Here is a 16,212-nt window from a genome sequence, read left to right as displayed (position 1 = left end):
GATCATAACGTCGTGTTTTTCCGATTGAACGTCTATTTCATACTCCTTGGCTAATCACCTAAAATGATTTAGCCAGTCAATCAAATGTTCTCTTCCCCCCCTTTCGCTAAAATTGCCCAATCTGGCCGTAATACGTGCCGAAATTTCTAAGGTCTTTTTCAACATGTTTTGAACAAACTCTTCAAACGTTTTACAAAAACCAGTATCTGCGCATACGCCTTTAATCGATAGATATTTTACACCCGCCTTGTCAAAACCTTGCATCTCGCAACAGTATCATGTGTAGTTGCTGCGTGAGCCTTCACATGAAAAATATGTACTAGGGTATCCGTGACACAATCCCTTGATTTATAGCTTTGTCCGTTGTTTTGCACTTTGTAAGTTAATTAGACTGTAGGGTGGATTGTCTCGTCCATTGTTTATCCGGCTTTTTTCCACAAGATCTCTTATCATTTTTTTCCAAATTCCGCTTTGTATTGCTTGCATGTAAAACCTGTACACACTTTTCCATGGAAGAATATTCTTGCAGCAAAAGCGTCACTGATAGCCCGTCTTTAGGGGATAAAACACCCTGTTAGTAAGTGCTCTCTTACGTTTTTTACCACAATTTTCTGTATCAAAATGAGATTTATTAAATCTCTGTTGTGTGTCACTCAAATCTCTCGGATAGGGCATGTCATTTCATTTACCTTCTAACTAAGCTTTGTATCAGATTTTATTTAAATTGTGAAGACAGGTTCTAAGATCCACGCAATCTGTGATGCCCAAGGAAATCTCACCAGAAATCCCATCGTTTTTCAATTGAAAAAAGTCGTGACCATGATATGGAGGGGGACTACCAAATCAAACTGAAAGTGTTGGACTAATGCGTTAAAAGTAGTCATTGACGCGCTCGACAAGATCTATGGCGATGTTGTCTCAGGTTTGGTCAAAAAAATGCAGCATACTCTTGCAAAACTTTTTGGCAGAGACGAAAAATCGATTGTTGCGCACATGTTCATTCTTCTATGGAGTTTAGGTTGGGGGGTAGGGAAGAACAATGCACCTCAATCCCCCTTTCTTTTTCTGCTTTTAGGGGCCTTGATCCAAGATCAGGTGAATGTTAGGCGCCTTTGGATAAGCGTCTTTCAGCTGATCAAAAAACGTCTTCAAGGTTTTTAAGGATACCACCTGTCAAATCCAAGGGCTCCCATCGGGTTCATGCGTGTAGGCCGTCATGAGGGTGCCTGACAGGTGATTTTCGTTGCCATGGTGGGGGGCATCACCAAACAGGATGAGGTCATCCTCCGTCGATGTTGTCATCACCGTTAAAAAGGCCTCCTGCTTGGCTGCCTTTTCGGGCCGTGCTTCTGGCTTTTTAAATGAAAAATTATGGGAGTGCAGCCACGACGTCTTGCCTTAAATCGTCTACGCAATGCCTAAGCGAACATATCAATCACTTTCATATACGGTGTGGCTTTCCAAATGTGCGATAAGTTTTTCTGCTTGTGAAACATTCAGCTTGCTTACAGAGCTCTTGCTTGACACCATTAACTTTTGATCTTCCTTATACTTCTCTACGATCGTCAATCAAAAGAGCCTTAGCAATTTGACAAGCTCCACCCTTTGTCGGATAACAAAACTGCCGTAATCCTATCTGCTACGCGTCGTTTCTTTTCTTGCCAATGCTGCAATGCTGCGTTCTTAACGCAACACAAGCTTTTTTTGTTAGAAATATTTGCATAAGAAAAATTATTAACACAATAAATTAAACTTTTAAACTATTTCATTCAGCATGAGTATATGCGTCGACGAATCTCCTCGTTAAGGTTGATGCGGTGCTTGCCGATAAAAAGTGTATGATGCTGATGAAAGAGTGCGGCAAAAACTCAAAGAAAAGAGGTGTAAGGCAGTGATGTCCCATAAAAAAACCGTTTGGCGGCTTCAAATTATGATACATATTTTTTTAATCCCGTCATTTGATCCAGAATTTCTTCGCTAAACTGAAAGCATTACCAGAGCCGTTTTCCTGCGCTATGATAAAATGTCTTCCAATTTTCTAGGCGCTATTCACCTGGATTTACTTATCGTTAGGCTTGTTTGGCTTAATTGAAGACGAACTATATTTTTTCTAGATTTAAAAACACAAACGCGCGCCTTCCAGGACTTGAACCTGGGACCTGCGGATTAGAAGTCCGACGCTCTATCCACTGAGCTAAAGACGCGTACTTTTCTCATTGTACTATTTTTTTTTTCCACAATCTAGACTATAAAAGAAATTTTTTTCTAAGTTTTATCTTGTGAAAACTCATTAAATAAAACCTCTTGGGGTTGTTTAAAAAAGAAAATAGGTATAAAATAAAGAAAGAAGTTAGTTTGAAGTCTATCGATTTATGAAAAAAAATATTCATCCCCACTATCATAAAGTAAAAGTAATTATGACAAACGGGCAGTCCTTTGAAGTAGGGTCCACTTATGGAAAACCTGGTTCGGAATTAGTTTTAGATATCGATCCCTCCTGTCACCCGGCATGGACAGGAACGCACAGAATGGCTCCAAAAGGCAGAGGCGTTGAGTTTGAAAACCGGTTTAAAGGACTAAGTACTTTTACAGTTACCAAAAATTGATTGTTCCAAAATGGGTATTTCTATTTTAAAATCAAAAATTAGCTTGAAGAAGAGGATTGCAACAGCTGAAGAGTTTAGGCAGTGCAAAAATCAGAAATTTAATTCGTGTGAAGAATCAGATTTACTTGTCGTAAAAGATTTAAGCATTTATTATGGGTGTTGCGGTGTTATCCAAAATCTCTCTTTTTCTATAAAATCGGGGGGAATCGTAAGTATAGTTGGAAACAATGGAAGTGGGAAAAGTACATTTCTTAAGACTCTTGCGGGTATTCATGAACATTTTTGTGGAAAGTTTTCTTGGAATTTTTCTTGTGGAAAAAACGAAGTAATTGGATACCTTCCTCAGCATGCGGAAGTTAATCGATATCTTTCCATTCAGGTCCAAGACGTGGTGGGCATGGGGGTAGGTGCCAAAAAAAAGAAATGTGCTGTCGATCGAGCATTGGCATGTTTAGGGTTGACTAATGAGGCTTCTCGTTATATTGGGACATTATCTGGGGGGCAATTTCAAAGAATGTTGTTTGCGCGCCTTCTTGCTATGGACCTTGATATTTTTTTGTTGGACGAACCCTTTATCAGTATGGACGAAACAAGTCAAAATATTTTGATCGAACAGCTTTTTGTTCAATCAAAGAACGGAAAAACTTTCTTTCTTGCCCATCACCAAGACAGTGCAATTTCTCCGTATTGCAAGCACATATTAAAACTTTTTCCTGGAACGTATTGTTGGAGCAGTACTTAGTTTGTTTTTTTCTTTTTATTAATACTTGTTTGTTATTATCAAAATTTTAAAGAAATTATTCGTAAAAAATTATTTCCCTCTGTTTTTCAGTTTCCATTAAGAGTATAATGAAGATATATTTTGAATAAAGAGAGTTTATGTTTTCAAAGTTTACACGACAAATTCAAGATATGCAGAAAAAGATGCTGGAAACTCAAGAGAATTTGCGATCTATGCAGTTAGAAGGGCAATCCGCGGGGGGAGCAGTAAAAGTTGTGATTTCCGGAGAAGGAAAATTACTTCAGCTTTCTTTGAGTCCCGAGATGCTGCAAGACGCAGATATGGTAGAGGATTCTATTATCGCTGCCTATCACAACGCGTGGGAGATTCTAAAAGAAAAACGAGAAGGTTCCATGAAAGAGCTAAAGATTCCTCCGGGTTTAGAGGGGATGTTTTAAGGTGCATCATGGTAGGTGAAAAACTTTATGGGCTTATTCAGCTGTTATCAAAGTTTCCTGGGCTTGGACCTAGGTCTGCCCGTCGTATCGCATTGTATTTGTTAGCACACAGGGCAAAAGTCTTAAAGCCTCTTATGGAGTACCTGGATGAAGTAGATCTGCGCTATAGGTATTGTTCTGTGTGTCACTATTTAGACGAAGAAGATCCCTGTGGATTGTGTCGTTCAAAAACTCGTGATTCTGCTATGTTGTGTATTGTCGCCTGTATGGGAGATGTCTGGGCTTTAGAGCGAGCGGCTTTTTTTAAAGGGTACTATCACCTTTTAGGAGGGCTTATTTCTTTAACTCATGGGAAAAATCCAGAAGATTTGAATATATCTACACTGAAAACCCGTTTATCTAAGGGGGTTTTGGAGGTTGTTGTTGCATTAGACAGCACTATAGACGGGCAAAGCACTTTGCATTATCTCACTCAGGAAATTTTTCCGCTTTATCCCCATATCAAAGTTTCCAGTCTAGCAAGGGGACTTCCCATGGGGGGGGAATTAGAATCGCTTGATCAAGCAACTTTAATGAGTGCTTTTTGGGGAAGAAGAGAAATTACATCATTGCCGTTTAGCTCTAACGCTTGGCACAGTTTTGAAAAGGGGAAATCCTAGCGTTAGAAACTTTGGAAGTAATTTTTTATTTATCTGAGTTGAATATTTTAAGTAAAAGTGATAGTTTTAAAAAAATACAAGGTAAACAATCGTGGTTTGGCTTTTTACAGATGGGGCATGCTCTGGAAATCCAGGGCCCGGTGCCTGGGCGTGGATTCGTCAAGACGACAAAGAGCGAGTTCAAGAAGCTGGGTATGAGGAAAATACAACCAACAATCGAATGGAGCTTAGTGCTGCGCTGTATGGATTGGCATCGTTAAGCACTCAAGAGCCTGTAACAGTAGTTTCCGATAGTTCTTATCTTGTGAAAGGAATGGAAGAATGGGTCGGTAAGTGGCAAAGGAATGGTTGGATTAATTCGCAAAAAAAACCTGTAGAAAATCAGGATTTGTGGAAACTCCTTTTGCAACAGGCTCAACGATTTTCAAAAATACACTGGAATTGGGTTAAAGGGCATGCAAATCATCAAGGGAATATTGATGCAGACGAGCTGGCCAGAAAAACATTAAAAACCAAGAAAAATTCTTCAAAATCTTTTTTGGAACCGTTGTCGGAAAAATCGTTGCCATGGCAGAGCGGTCCTGTGATTTCCGGGATTTGGATAGGAGATAAAACAAGCGCAAAAGGACTTTTGACATCTTTTCCCAATCAAAATTCCATTAGTATTTTGCATTTTAAAAATGAGGTTCCTGTACTATTTAAAGGACATGAATGGCAGATTTTTTGTTTAGAAAAGTTAAAAAAAATCATAAAAGACGTGCCTTTCTGGGGGGGGGGTAAAACCGCAATCACTGTTGTTCCCGCCCCTGAAGAGCTTGAATTTTATAAAGCATACAATTTTTCTCCAACCTCTCAGGGGGGGGCATCCACTTCTATCTGGTCTTTATTTTTGGTTATTATTTTTGGAATTTTTGGATGCTTGGAAGTGCAGGCATCTGATAAGAATCCTCCCGCGAGAAAAAAAGAACTCTTTCATGCTTATCTTAAAGCAAAACGTGTGTACTGGCGTGCGGGTCCTGGTTCAGAGCACTCAGTCTTGTGGAGCTACTCTTGTCCTGGATGGCCTGTGTTCATTCGTAAGCGTTGGAGTTATTGGTGCCAAGTAGAAGATATCAAAGGTGCAATAGGGTGGGTTCATGGAAGTTTATTGGCATTTCAAAGAGTAGCCTTTGTTTTATATCAAAAAACGCCTTTGCGGTCTAGACCTTCGTCTTCTGGAGCTATTAAAGCATATCTGCAGCAAGGTGTTTTGGGATTGTGTCTTAAAGAAGAAGGAAAGTGGCTTTATGTACGTCTTTTAAAAGAGCGGTACGAAGGATGGGTTCATGTTCAACACATTTGGAATCCTTGCAAGGTGGTTTCATGAAAGTAGAAAAAGAAAAAAAATTAAAACGAGAAAAAATTTGGATTTGGGGAATTCATAGTGTAGAAGCGGCGTTATGCTCAGGGCGTTCTGTTTATGAGCTTTTATATATTTCTTCCAAATCAGAACGGTTTGGTCGTTTTGGTGGTCGTCAATGCAAGGGGGGGGATATTGATCAAATTGTTCCTAAAGGAGCGGTCCATCAAGGAGTTGCTTTATTGACAGACCCTTCTCCTTCTTTATCGTTAGAAGATTTAGACCCTAAAAAAGGAACAGTTTTGGTTCTAGATCAAGTAGTAGACCCCCATAATGTTGGAGCTTTGTGGAGAAGTGCCGCAGCTTTTCAGGCGCAAGCTATATTATTTTTAACGCAAAGAAGCGCAAATCCGGAAAAGGGGTCATCAAAAAATTCAAATTTAGATGGGGTAATTACAAAGGCAGCTTCTGGAGCAACGGAAAAAGTTCCTTATGTTTTAGTTGTAAATTTGGGACGCGCTTTAGAAACGCTTAAATCTAAGGGATTTTTTTGTGTTGGATTGTGCGAAACGGGAAAAATTTTAGATCCTAAACCAGCATTTCAAGATTTAAGCTTGGCATTGATCGTAGGGCAGGAAGGAAAAGGACTTCGTTTTCTTACACGGCAGTATTGCGATATTTTATGGAAACTTCGTGTTTGCCCTGATTTTCCGACATTGAATGTTTCTGTAGCGGCCGCTGTGGCGCTTTCTGAGTTGTACGCGTTAAAAAAATAAATTTGATGATTTTTTGATAAAAACAGATTTATCATAGTTTGTGGAATTCGAAATATTATATAAAAATGAAAAAATGTTATGGCTTTTTTGTTATTTTAAGCTTTTTAATGATGCAAGCATGTCGTATGCCCGGTGAAAATGGAGAAAAAAAAGTTTCAGATAGTTGCCGTACGAATTGTGAGCGCAACGCGACTAACTTTTTAGAGCGAGAAGAATGCTTGTCTGCATGTTCACAAAAAGGAAAGTCTATTCGTTCTGTTCAAGATCACTCAGATAATTTTTATAATGGTGTTGCGGTAAAAAATCCGATGAATGAAAGAAATCCCACGGCTTCTAGAGCTTAAAAAATAGTAAAAAGTTTTTTTTAATTTTTGTAATTTTTTAACTTTTTTTTTATAAAATTTATTGTATAAGCTCTATAACCAATAAAGAAAAAATGATAAATACAATTAAAAAAACTTTTTTATTATTATCCTGGATAGTTTTAATGACACCTTTTGAGGGGTACGCGCCTTTAACAACCTCTGTTCAAAGGAAAAATAGATTTCTAAGGACACCTGTTCAGGAGCACGCGAATCAAAAATTAAGTAAATGCGACCCGGATTCCCCCCTTAAAACCGCAAAATGGAATGAAAGCAAGAAAGTTGTAGAAAACCCAGATTGCATAGAACTCATCGTATCAGAATACGACAAAGCAATAGACTACTCTATTGGTAGAAATCAATATAGAGGAAATGCTATGGTAGATGAACTGAATAAAGATATTATAAGAGTAAAAGGGATAAAAGGAAAAACTCGACAAGAAATTGAAAAGAGTCTGCAAAAAATAGAAAACGAAAGGCCGCAATACGCATCCTCTTCAAAGATCAATGAAACTATAGAAAAAATAGAAAATGCCGTGCAAGATTTGAAATATCAACAAAAAACAATAGAAACAAAAAATCCAAACGAAGCTGATGAAATAGAAAAAACTATAGAGATGTACGAAGATCTCCTTAAAAGAGTTAAAACCATATCTAAAAAATATTTTGGTAGTGAGGAAAATTAAAAGTTAAATTCTTTAGTATCCCAGGATTATGATAGCCTGGGATGTAAAGAACAGCAGTGGGCTGAAGACGTGGTTGGGGAAGCATAATCAGAAATCATTTTTTACTATAAAATTAATGCATGTAATATCATAAATCAAATGACGTTTAAATAAATGCGATCCCAAATTTTCCTCCTAAAAATTGAAAAAAAGATAAAAATAAGAACGTTACAAAAAATTCAGGTTGACCTCAGTTATATCTGAATACGATGTGATATTCCGCGCTATAATCAATATTAATGAAGAAGAAAAGGTTATCTTAGATGCTCTGCTTAAAGATAGTTTAAGAGTAAACAGAGATAAAAGAAAAACTCTAGCCATTACCATGAAATTAAAAGTTAAATTGTTAAATTCTTTAGTATCCCAGAATTATGATAGCCTGGGATAAAGAACAGCAGTGGGCTGAAGACGTGGTTGGGGAAGCATAATCAGAAATCATTTTTTTTTATTAAACTGATACGTTTAAGATTATGTATGGTATAAGAATTAAATATTTATTTAATTACTAAATTTTCGTATTTTTAATTTTTTTTTTTTATAATTTTTTATGTAATAATATATTTTAGATTATAAAAATGATTAAAAAAATTAATAAAAATTTGTTGCTATTCTTGATTGCTTTAATTTCTTCTCAACAAGGATATTCTTCATTCACATGTGGTGATCTAAATGCTATCAAATTAGAAGAATTAAAACAAGCAGTTAAAGATGTAGTTATTCCAAAAAACGATAGTCAAGAAGGAATTCTGACTAAAATTGAAAGCGATTTATCGACGACAGCGGGCAGAATAAACGCCACTAAATCTTTTGCAGACGAAAAAGCAAATTGTGCGCTTCAAAACAGCATTTTCTCTGACTTCAACGCTTTTGCAAATGAAAGTCTTTCGTACGAATTTGGTTTAGACGAAGAGTATTCAAAACTTCACGAAAAAATAAGTTCTATACTAAAAACGACAACAGAGAAACCAGAAAGTCTACCGGAAAACTTTCAAGAAAAAATTTCAGAAGTAAAGAATTCAATCGTTAACGTATTAAAACTAATTCAGCATGACAGCAAGCAAAATGAAAATAGCAAAGAACAAGAAAAGCAGATTCATTATAATTTAAGTACACTGATCGCCCCAAGTGGAAATCTTTTTATTGATGGACTATTTGACGAGAGTTTTTCCTATGTGGATAGAGAAGACATGGAAGCAGCAGCTTTTGCGTCTCAAAATCAACCAGTTCAAAAAGTTATTACTGATCAGCAAAAAATTGAAAAATGTTTTAATGAAATTAGCCAGACTTTGAAGGATTTCTATGAAGAAAATAAAAAAACAGGTAAAAAGATCAATATCTGGAATACAACTTTAGAAAAAGGTTCTAGATATTATATACGCCTATCTTCAAGTGTGAGTCAACTTAAACAATCAGGTTATCAAAGTTTTTTTTCTACTTTCCAATCATTAAGCGGTACTATGAATAATGTGAGACGTTTTAAAAATAGTTTGTTTGAGGAGATAAAAAAAGGAAATAAAACGACTGCGACTCACGCGATAGATACCGTAAAGACCTTCTTTAAAAGTTTTCCCAATACTATGCGCAATATATTAAAAACAATGTCCACTAAAGTTACAGTTAAAAAAGATACAATTAAAAAAAATTTAGAAAAATATAGACAAATTTTCAATATATTAAATCCTAAGTTTTTGTTTACTGAACATGTTGAAAAAATTAAACAGGATATTATCGATTTTAAAACGAAAAAAAATCAGAATGGTGGGATCAAATCGTTACAGAAAATACAACAGACTGAAGTTCTTAGTATTTTACCTGAAAAAAGTACAGATCCAAAACAACTCTCTCTTGAAGTAACGCAAAATATGAAACAATCAAAATTAATACTAGAAAGAGATTTTTCGGATTTAAAAAAAGAAGTTCCTACTAAAAATAATGAAATAAAACAATTACAAGAAGCAATACAAAAAGAGAGAACTAATTTTTCAAATATAAAACAAAGTTTAGAAAAAAAATCCCAATACTATGATGAGCTTTATCAAGAGTTAAATGAAAAAGCAGATAATTTACAATTGAGTATTCAAGATTTTAGAAAAAATGATTTTTCTAAAGAAAAAAATCAAGCCCTTGAGCTATTCAGACAAATTTATGAAAAAATACATAAGACGACCAATAATAGAACTGAAATAATAAAAAAACTTAAAGCAGAGCATGAAGAGAATCTTTTAAATCTACGTAATACACATAGTCAACAGATTCAGGAGTTATCGACGGGTATTCAAATCAAAACTCAGAAGCTAGAAACATTAATACAAGAACGAGAAAATTTAAATCATACACTTTCTGTTTACGAAACAAATATTCTCTCGCTTAATAATCAGTTACAAGATTTACAAAAAATAAACAAGGAATTAGAAAAAAGAATTAGTGAACAAAACGATAACAATGAAGATATAGTATTTAAAATAAAAAAAGAATTAGAGAAATATCAAACAAATATTGATGATCTTAAAAAAAAATTGGAATCTTCTAGAAAAAACGAAATCAGCATAAAAGAAACTTTTTTAAAAAAGCTTAAAAGCTTGGGATCATCCAAAGACATATCAGAAGCATTCGCTCAAGCAGCAGTAGACAGTTTTTCTGATTTAGAGCAGAAGATATCTGATGAAGTGCAACGCATACAAGAAGATTTGCAAACAAAGAAGGACAAAATAAAAGATCTTGAAATATTAGTCCTTGATAAAGACAATCTAAATCAAGAATTACAACAAGAAAAAACAAATCTTGAAAACGAAGTAAAAAATTTGCAATTAACATTGAACACGCTTAAGGAGAAAGAAAAAAATCTAGAAATAGAAAAAGAAAAGTTAACAAAAGACGTTGCTGAATCAAATAGAATAAGTCAAGAAAAAATTAATGAATTGACGGGCACCCTTAAAGAAAAAGATCAAAAGATAAACATACAGGAACAAACTATAAACAAACAAACAGAAGACTTACAACAAAAAGAAAAAGACTTACAACAAAAAGAACAAGACTTACAAAACCAAAACAAAGAGATAGACTCACTAAAAAATAAAATTTTACAAGGAAAGGCAGAGGTAATAACTCTAGAAGATCAGAGAAATAAAATTAATCAAGAGTTACAAAGATTAAAACAAAGTAATTCACAAGATACTGTAAAAATAGAAGGTTTAACTAAAGAAAATAATAATTTAAATGCTCAGATTATTCAATTAAACGAACAACTTAACTTAAAAGAATTAGATAGAGAAAAAAAAGATCAACATTATCAAAAAATGATAATTAATCTAGAATTAGAAAATAAGAAAAATATACAAATTATGGAAAATGAACATAAAGAAAAGAGTAAACAACAAGAAAATGAGATAACGCAAAAAAATGAACACCTCAAAAATATAGAAAATGAAAAATCACTTTTGACGCAAAAATTACAAGCCCTACAAAATGACTTAAGCAAATTAGTTTCTGAAGATAATGTTAAATTCATGAGATTAGAAAAAGCAAATGAAGAATTGACACAAAACAAAGAAGAAATAAAAAAACTTAAAGAAAGCAATCAAGAAATAAACGATAAAATATTAGAAACTAAAACAAAAAAAGAAGAAGAATTAAGACTCATAATGATTGAAATCAATAAAATGAAACTTAATTGGAAAAATTTAATTGCTAGAAATGAAAATTTAGAATTGGAACTAAAAAACGCAAGGGATAGTATACAAATATCAAATGCTGATACTGAAGCTTTACAAGAAGAAAAAAAATTAGCTCAAAAAGAATTTGATGCGTTAAGGCTATTGATGGAGCAACAAAAACTGATTATTGAATCGCAACTTACTGCTTCAGAAAGAAAAAATCAACAATTAATAGAAGAAATTGTAAGCAAAGATCTCATTATCACGAATATTAGTGCGCAGCTTATAGCTACTTCTAAAAGTTTAGAAGAAACCACAAACCAGTTGAAGACTGAAAAAGAAAAATTATCTCAAGCAGTGGATGGGCAAACACAATTAGAAAAAGAGATTAGGGACTTGAAAAATAAAAAAAACAAATCAGAAGAAGAAAAAAATATATTGCAATTAGAAATGGAATCTAAAATTAAAGAAAAAGAAGCAAAAAATAAAGAATCGGAACAAAAAATTTCTAAATTAGAAAAAAAATTAGTAGATTTGGGCCGTACTATAGAGAACAATAGGATTACTATAGAGACATTAAAACCGGAAAACCAAGCCCAAGCCCAACAACTAAATGATCAAAAAACAAAAATAGGCAATCAAGAAAAAATCATAGAAGATAAGGTAATCGAAATACAATCTTTAAAAAAGATAAATCAAGAAATCAAAGAGCAACAAGAAAAAGAAATATTATCTTTAAAAGATGAAAATCAAAAAATTAAAGAGACTCTAGAAAAAAAAGAAACAGAGACAGAAACAAAAAGAAAGAGGTTGGGATATCATAAGATGGAGCAACTTCAACTTGAAATTCACGATCCTGTGTGGAAGGAACGAATGCAAAAACTAGATGAGCAAATCAAAAATGCTATAATGGAAAAAAATTTAGCTCAAGAAGAATTAGATAACCTTAAAACATTGCAAATAAAATACAAACAAAGTCATAAAAATGAACGTAATACATTATATTCACTAATTAAAGCGCAACAGAAAAAAATGAATATTGCGATTAATAGTTTGGCTAATCATCATCAAAATAGAGAATTAGAATTAAAAAAACAACTGGAAGAATTAAATATAATTCTTAAAGAAACAAATTTTAAATCTGGCAACATAGTTTCAGAAAAAAGTAAAGAAATTGATAATTTGACAAAAATTTTAAATCAAAAAGAAGAATTATTTAAACAACAAAAAGAAAGTTATGAAAAACTGCAAACAGAATACGCGGTACTAGTCAATCAAATAGCTTCTGATCAGTCGCAGCCAGAAGCAAACAATCTTCAACAGCCAGAAGCAAACAATCTTCAACAGCCAGAAGCAAACAATCTTCAACAACCAGAAGCAAACAATCTTCAACAGCCAGAAGCAAACAATCTTCAACAGCCAGAGCAACAGCCAGAAGCAAACAATCTTCAACAACCAGAAGCAAACAATCTTCAACAACCAGAGCAACAACCAGAAGCAAACAATCTTCAACAGCCAGAGCAACAGCAAAGGCAATATCAGAAGGAGTATGCCATACTCGAAAATATAGAAAGATTATCCCTAAGCGAAAGACTTCCAAAATTAGAGGAACTTTTTACGGAAGAGAAAAAACTCAAAAGTGAGAATGGGCTTTTTCTGCGTCCCCAGCTTATGATAGATATATATCGAAAAATCTTAAACAGTGTTCACCTTCCTAGTCTTTATAGCGACGTAAAAGACTTAATATCTGCTCTCAACAACCCAGAGCAAAATACTCAAGAAAAACTAATTGAGAGGGGAAAGAAAATTAAAGATCGTATTAAAGGCATACAACATTTCATAGGTAAGTTTGCACTCAATCATCCACGAGAGATAGAATTAATAGAAAATTTAAAGCATGTTTATTTTCAAAATTTCTTTGTAAAATTAATAAATCAGAAACAAAGCTCAGCCAGTCTTCCTATTTTTGGCGCTGATTGTCCTATACATTTGACGCATGGACTCTTAAATCTTTTGTTCGACAGTAAAATTATTTTGGGTGATGAACCATTATCTGATTTTGTTTTCGAACAGCAATTAAGTTCTTTAAAAAACCAATTAAGAGAAAAATATAATTGGTATCTTTCTAGTTTTGCACCTACGAATAAAAATCAAGGAGACTTCGTAGACGCTACAGGGTTCATTAGAAATCTTGGAATAGATTTTGAAAACGAAGTAAAGCAAAAATACCAGAAATGGGTGTCCACCGGAGCCAGACAATCTGAATCTAACGCACAAAATAATACTGCACAAAATAATACTGCACAAAATAATACTGCACAAAATAATACTACACAAAATAATACTACACAAAATAATACTACACAAAATAATACTACACAAAATAATACTACACAAAATAATACTACACAAAATAATACTACACAAAATAATACTACACAAAATAATAGCGCATCAAATAGTGATGAGGCGTCAAAAACAACAAAAACTGAAGTGAATCAAAAAGGATTAAAATCTACTGCATCGACTGACAGCTCTACAAAATCTACTGCATCGACTGACAGCTCCTTCCAAGGTCCCTACTATCTGCCTTCTGCAGATAGTCAGCTTAATAGTTCTGCTAATACTTCTGCTAATACTTCACATTATCTGCATTCTGCGGATAACTTAGCAAATCGGCTGGTCTATTTATTAAGTGAGAGAAGTACAAATTTGGAGAGTAATGAAATTGCACCTACTTACTTAAAATTCTTAGATGCGTTGAATAAACTTTTTAAAGAGACTTATTATAAAGATAGAGAAGGAGCTGTACTACACATTGATAATTTTCTAAAAAAAGTTTTCGTCGATTATAAAAGAAGATCAAATGCTATTAGATTTTATCATAATTATTCCATTGATAAAGAAAAAATTTTTGAGAAGCTTTACAATTATCAGGTGAATTATGACACTAAGGCGAATACTTCCTTTGAGAATGAGGTTGAGCAGTACGTGATTAAACAATCACTCTCAGCTGCAGATAGTTTCTTTATGTTCGATACGCTTGATGGAGTGCCCCCCGCATATTTACCCATAACCTATATAACTAGAAAAAGAAATAAAGAATTAAAGCGAGAACAACAAAGATTAGAACAACAAAAATTAGAAGAACAAAAATTAGAACAACAAAAATTAGAACAACAAAAATCAGAACAAAAAAAATTAGAACAACAAAGATTAGAAGAACAAAAATTAGAACAACAAAGAAAATTAGAACAACAAAGATTAGAACAACAAGAATCAGAAGAAAGAAAATTACACCAACAAAAATTAGAACAACAAAAATTAGAACAACAAAAATTAGAACAGACTTTTCGGACCGATATTATAAATTTGGTAAATAAATTAAAAGCTCCTAAAGTTCAAAATAAATTTTTTTCAATGAGAAATTATATTAATGAAAGAGATAAGGAGATCATTGAGGCTAAAGATAAAGTTATCGGTTCTTCAGGAAGTTATGGGAGGCTTGTAAAAACAATTTTAGAACGCGAGAGGTATGAGCGTTATACGGGTTCGAAGATCTCTGACTTTGCGTTATACGCTGATTCTATAGCAAACCAATTAAGAGACTTAGATATCTTTGTTGAAAATGCGTTCGGAGATTTACAAAAAGAGTTTCAGTCATTAACAATTGAAATGTCAAATATTTTTATAAATCAGATGGCTGATATGGTAAGATCTAATATCTCTAAGCTCTCGGACTATGATTGTGAGGATGGCTTTTCTTCATCGAGAAACATATTTATAACAATAACTGAAACAGTTTTCAAAACAAAACAAAACATGCATTCGTACACATACAAGAATTCGATATTGTGGCCGTATTTTAACGAAATTACAAAAATTTTACACGATCAAAAAGGGTGCGCAGCATTTATTTCAGCTACAGAACTTCTCCTAAGGCCTTTTTTTAGAAGCCGTGATTTAACTGATATGCTGGTGGTAGAATTAGGCGACCACAGATTCCTACTAAATATTTTTAAGAAACTAGCTAATAGAATAGGTAAACCTATTGTTGGCAAAATGAGTGCTTTGGCCGGAGTTAATGACTTCATGAGAGACTTTGAAGAATTTATTGGAAGTATCAAGCATTTTAAACCTGATCAAATAAAAGATCTTAATGAATTGTATCAATTTTTTCTTGTCACTAAAGCACAAGGCGATCAGATGATTGAGTATAATTACTCCTAGATGCTAGAGATGATTTTATAAGGAACATCCGAAATTAGGTTAATAAAAATTCAAAATAGAAGGATGTTAAATAAGACGTTATACATTGCGGGATGATCAGTTGGAGGGGCGATTCCAAAGACGCCCCCCAGTTGGACTTAAAAAGGCGTGTGGAAAAGCTTTTTTGAAAATAGTCAGTGATGCTGAAAATGAGTGCGCAACGATCGTGCGCACCTATCAATAACAGCGCTGGCACTAAAAAAAAGAAGGAAAACAATCCACTGCCACACGCTGTGATAAAACGTCCGTAAATTTTCTGGACGCCATTCACTTAGCTTCAATAGTACTTTTTCTTTTTACTTAATTGAATACACAATTTAGACTAAAAGACGACAGTTAACATATTTTATTTCTTTTTCTGTAAAACTCTCAGTAAAATCTAATGCTTCTTTTCAATTTTATTTTCTACGCCTTTAATAAACCTAAAAAAAATTTTCTGTGAGAAAAGCAAACAATCCCAGCGATAGTTACGGATGTTCCAAACCAAAGCGGAATAAAAAGAAACAACGCTCCAGCTCCAGTGGCTATTCCTTTTCCTCCCTTACCCCCATAAGTGTTGAAAGTGGTTGAGATAGATATTATGAGTATAAAGTTTTAATTTTATAATGATGTATTGATATATGGTTAGAGAGACTAGGAAAACT

11 protein-coding genes and 1 tRNA gene are annotated in these 16,212 nt (G+C 33.8%); 10 read left to right on the top strand and 2 right to left on the bottom strand.

What is annotated here, in order from left to right; all coding sequences use genetic code 11:
* Positions 1-54 precede the first annotated feature (54 nt).
* Positions 55-264, bottom strand: coding sequence for a hypothetical protein (locus K737_RS10905; protein WP_006289698.1), 210 nt, complete (start codon positions 262-264; stop codon positions 55-57).
* Positions 265-924: 660 nt separating this feature from the next.
* Here K737_RS10905 and K737_RS01200 point away from each other — a divergent pair.
* Entirely contained in the window at positions 925-1,161 is a 237-nt protein-coding gene (locus K737_RS01200) for a hypothetical protein (protein ID WP_235075651.1), read from the top strand.
* A 970-nt stretch (positions 1,162-2,131) separates the two neighbouring features.
* Here the strand turns inward: K737_RS01200 and K737_RS01195 are convergent.
* A tRNA-Arg gene (locus K737_RS01195) sits at positions 2,132-2,204 on the bottom strand.
* Positions 2,205-2,372: 168 nt separating this feature from the next.
* On the opposite strand from K737_RS01195, the gene rpmE reads away from it, so the two are divergent.
* The 9 genes from rpmE (at position 2,373) to K737_RS09885 (ending at position 15,529) form a co-directional block, all read left to right on the top strand.
* Positions 2,373-2,606 carry a 50S ribosomal protein L31 gene (gene rpmE, locus K737_RS01190; protein WP_006290686.1) on the top strand — a complete coding sequence of 78 codons (234 nt, stop codon included), beginning with the start codon at positions 2,373-2,375 and terminating at the stop codon, positions 2,604-2,606.
* Positions 2,607-2,616: 10 nt separating this feature from the next.
* A complete protein-coding gene (locus tag K737_RS01185) occupies positions 2,617-3,348 on the top strand; it encodes a metal ABC transporter ATP-binding protein (RefSeq protein ID WP_006290685.1) in 732 nt (243 codons plus the stop codon).
* 137 nt (positions 3,349-3,485) lie between these two features.
* Positions 3,486-3,785, top strand: coding sequence for a YbaB/EbfC family nucleoid-associated protein (locus tag K737_RS01180; RefSeq protein ID WP_006290684.1), 300 nt, complete (start codon positions 3,486-3,488; stop codon positions 3,783-3,785).
* An 8-nt stretch (positions 3,786-3,793) separates the two neighbouring features.
* A complete protein-coding gene (recR, locus tag K737_RS01175) occupies positions 3,794-4,444 on the top strand; it encodes a recombination mediator RecR (RefSeq protein ID WP_006290683.1) in 651 nt (216 codons plus the stop codon).
* Positions 4,445-4,535: 91 nt separating this feature from the next.
* Entirely contained in the window at positions 4,536-5,810 is a 1,275-nt protein-coding gene (gene rnhA / locus K737_RS07405; protein WP_006290681.1) for a ribonuclease HI, read from the top strand.
* Positions 5,807-6,559, top strand: a complete 753-nt coding sequence (locus tag K737_RS01165; RefSeq protein ID WP_006290680.1) for a TrmH family RNA methyltransferase — start codon at positions 5,807-5,809, stop codon at positions 6,557-6,559. The genes rnhA and K737_RS01165 overlap by 4 nt, the downstream gene beginning before the upstream one ends.
* Before the next feature lie 107 nt (positions 6,560-6,666).
* Positions 6,667-6,903, top strand: coding sequence for a hypothetical protein (locus K737_RS01160; RefSeq protein ID WP_152531023.1), 237 nt, complete (start codon positions 6,667-6,669; stop codon positions 6,901-6,903).
* Between the two features lie 92 nt (positions 6,904-6,995).
* The gene (locus tag K737_RS01155; protein ID WP_006290669.1) at positions 6,996-7,607 is read left to right on the top strand and encodes a hypothetical protein; all 612 of its coding nucleotides are present in this window, start codon (positions 6,996-6,998) and stop codon (positions 7,605-7,607) included.
* Between the two features lie 614 nt (positions 7,608-8,221).
* Positions 8,222-15,529 carry a pre-mRNA 3'-end processing (cleavage and polyadenylation) factor gene (locus tag K737_RS09885; RefSeq protein WP_024161348.1) on the top strand — a complete coding sequence of 2,436 codons (7,308 nt, stop codon included), beginning with the start codon at positions 8,222-8,224 and terminating at the stop codon, positions 15,527-15,529.
* Positions 15,530-16,212: the final 683 nt, after the last annotated feature.

The organism is Holospora undulata HU1, from assembly GCF_000388175.3.
GTDB classification, from domain to species: Bacteria; Pseudomonadota; Alphaproteobacteria; order Holosporales; family Holosporaceae; genus Holospora; species Holospora undulata_A.
Note: the sequence above shows the minus strand (reverse complement) of the source record. Positions and strands in the feature narration are given on the sequence as shown.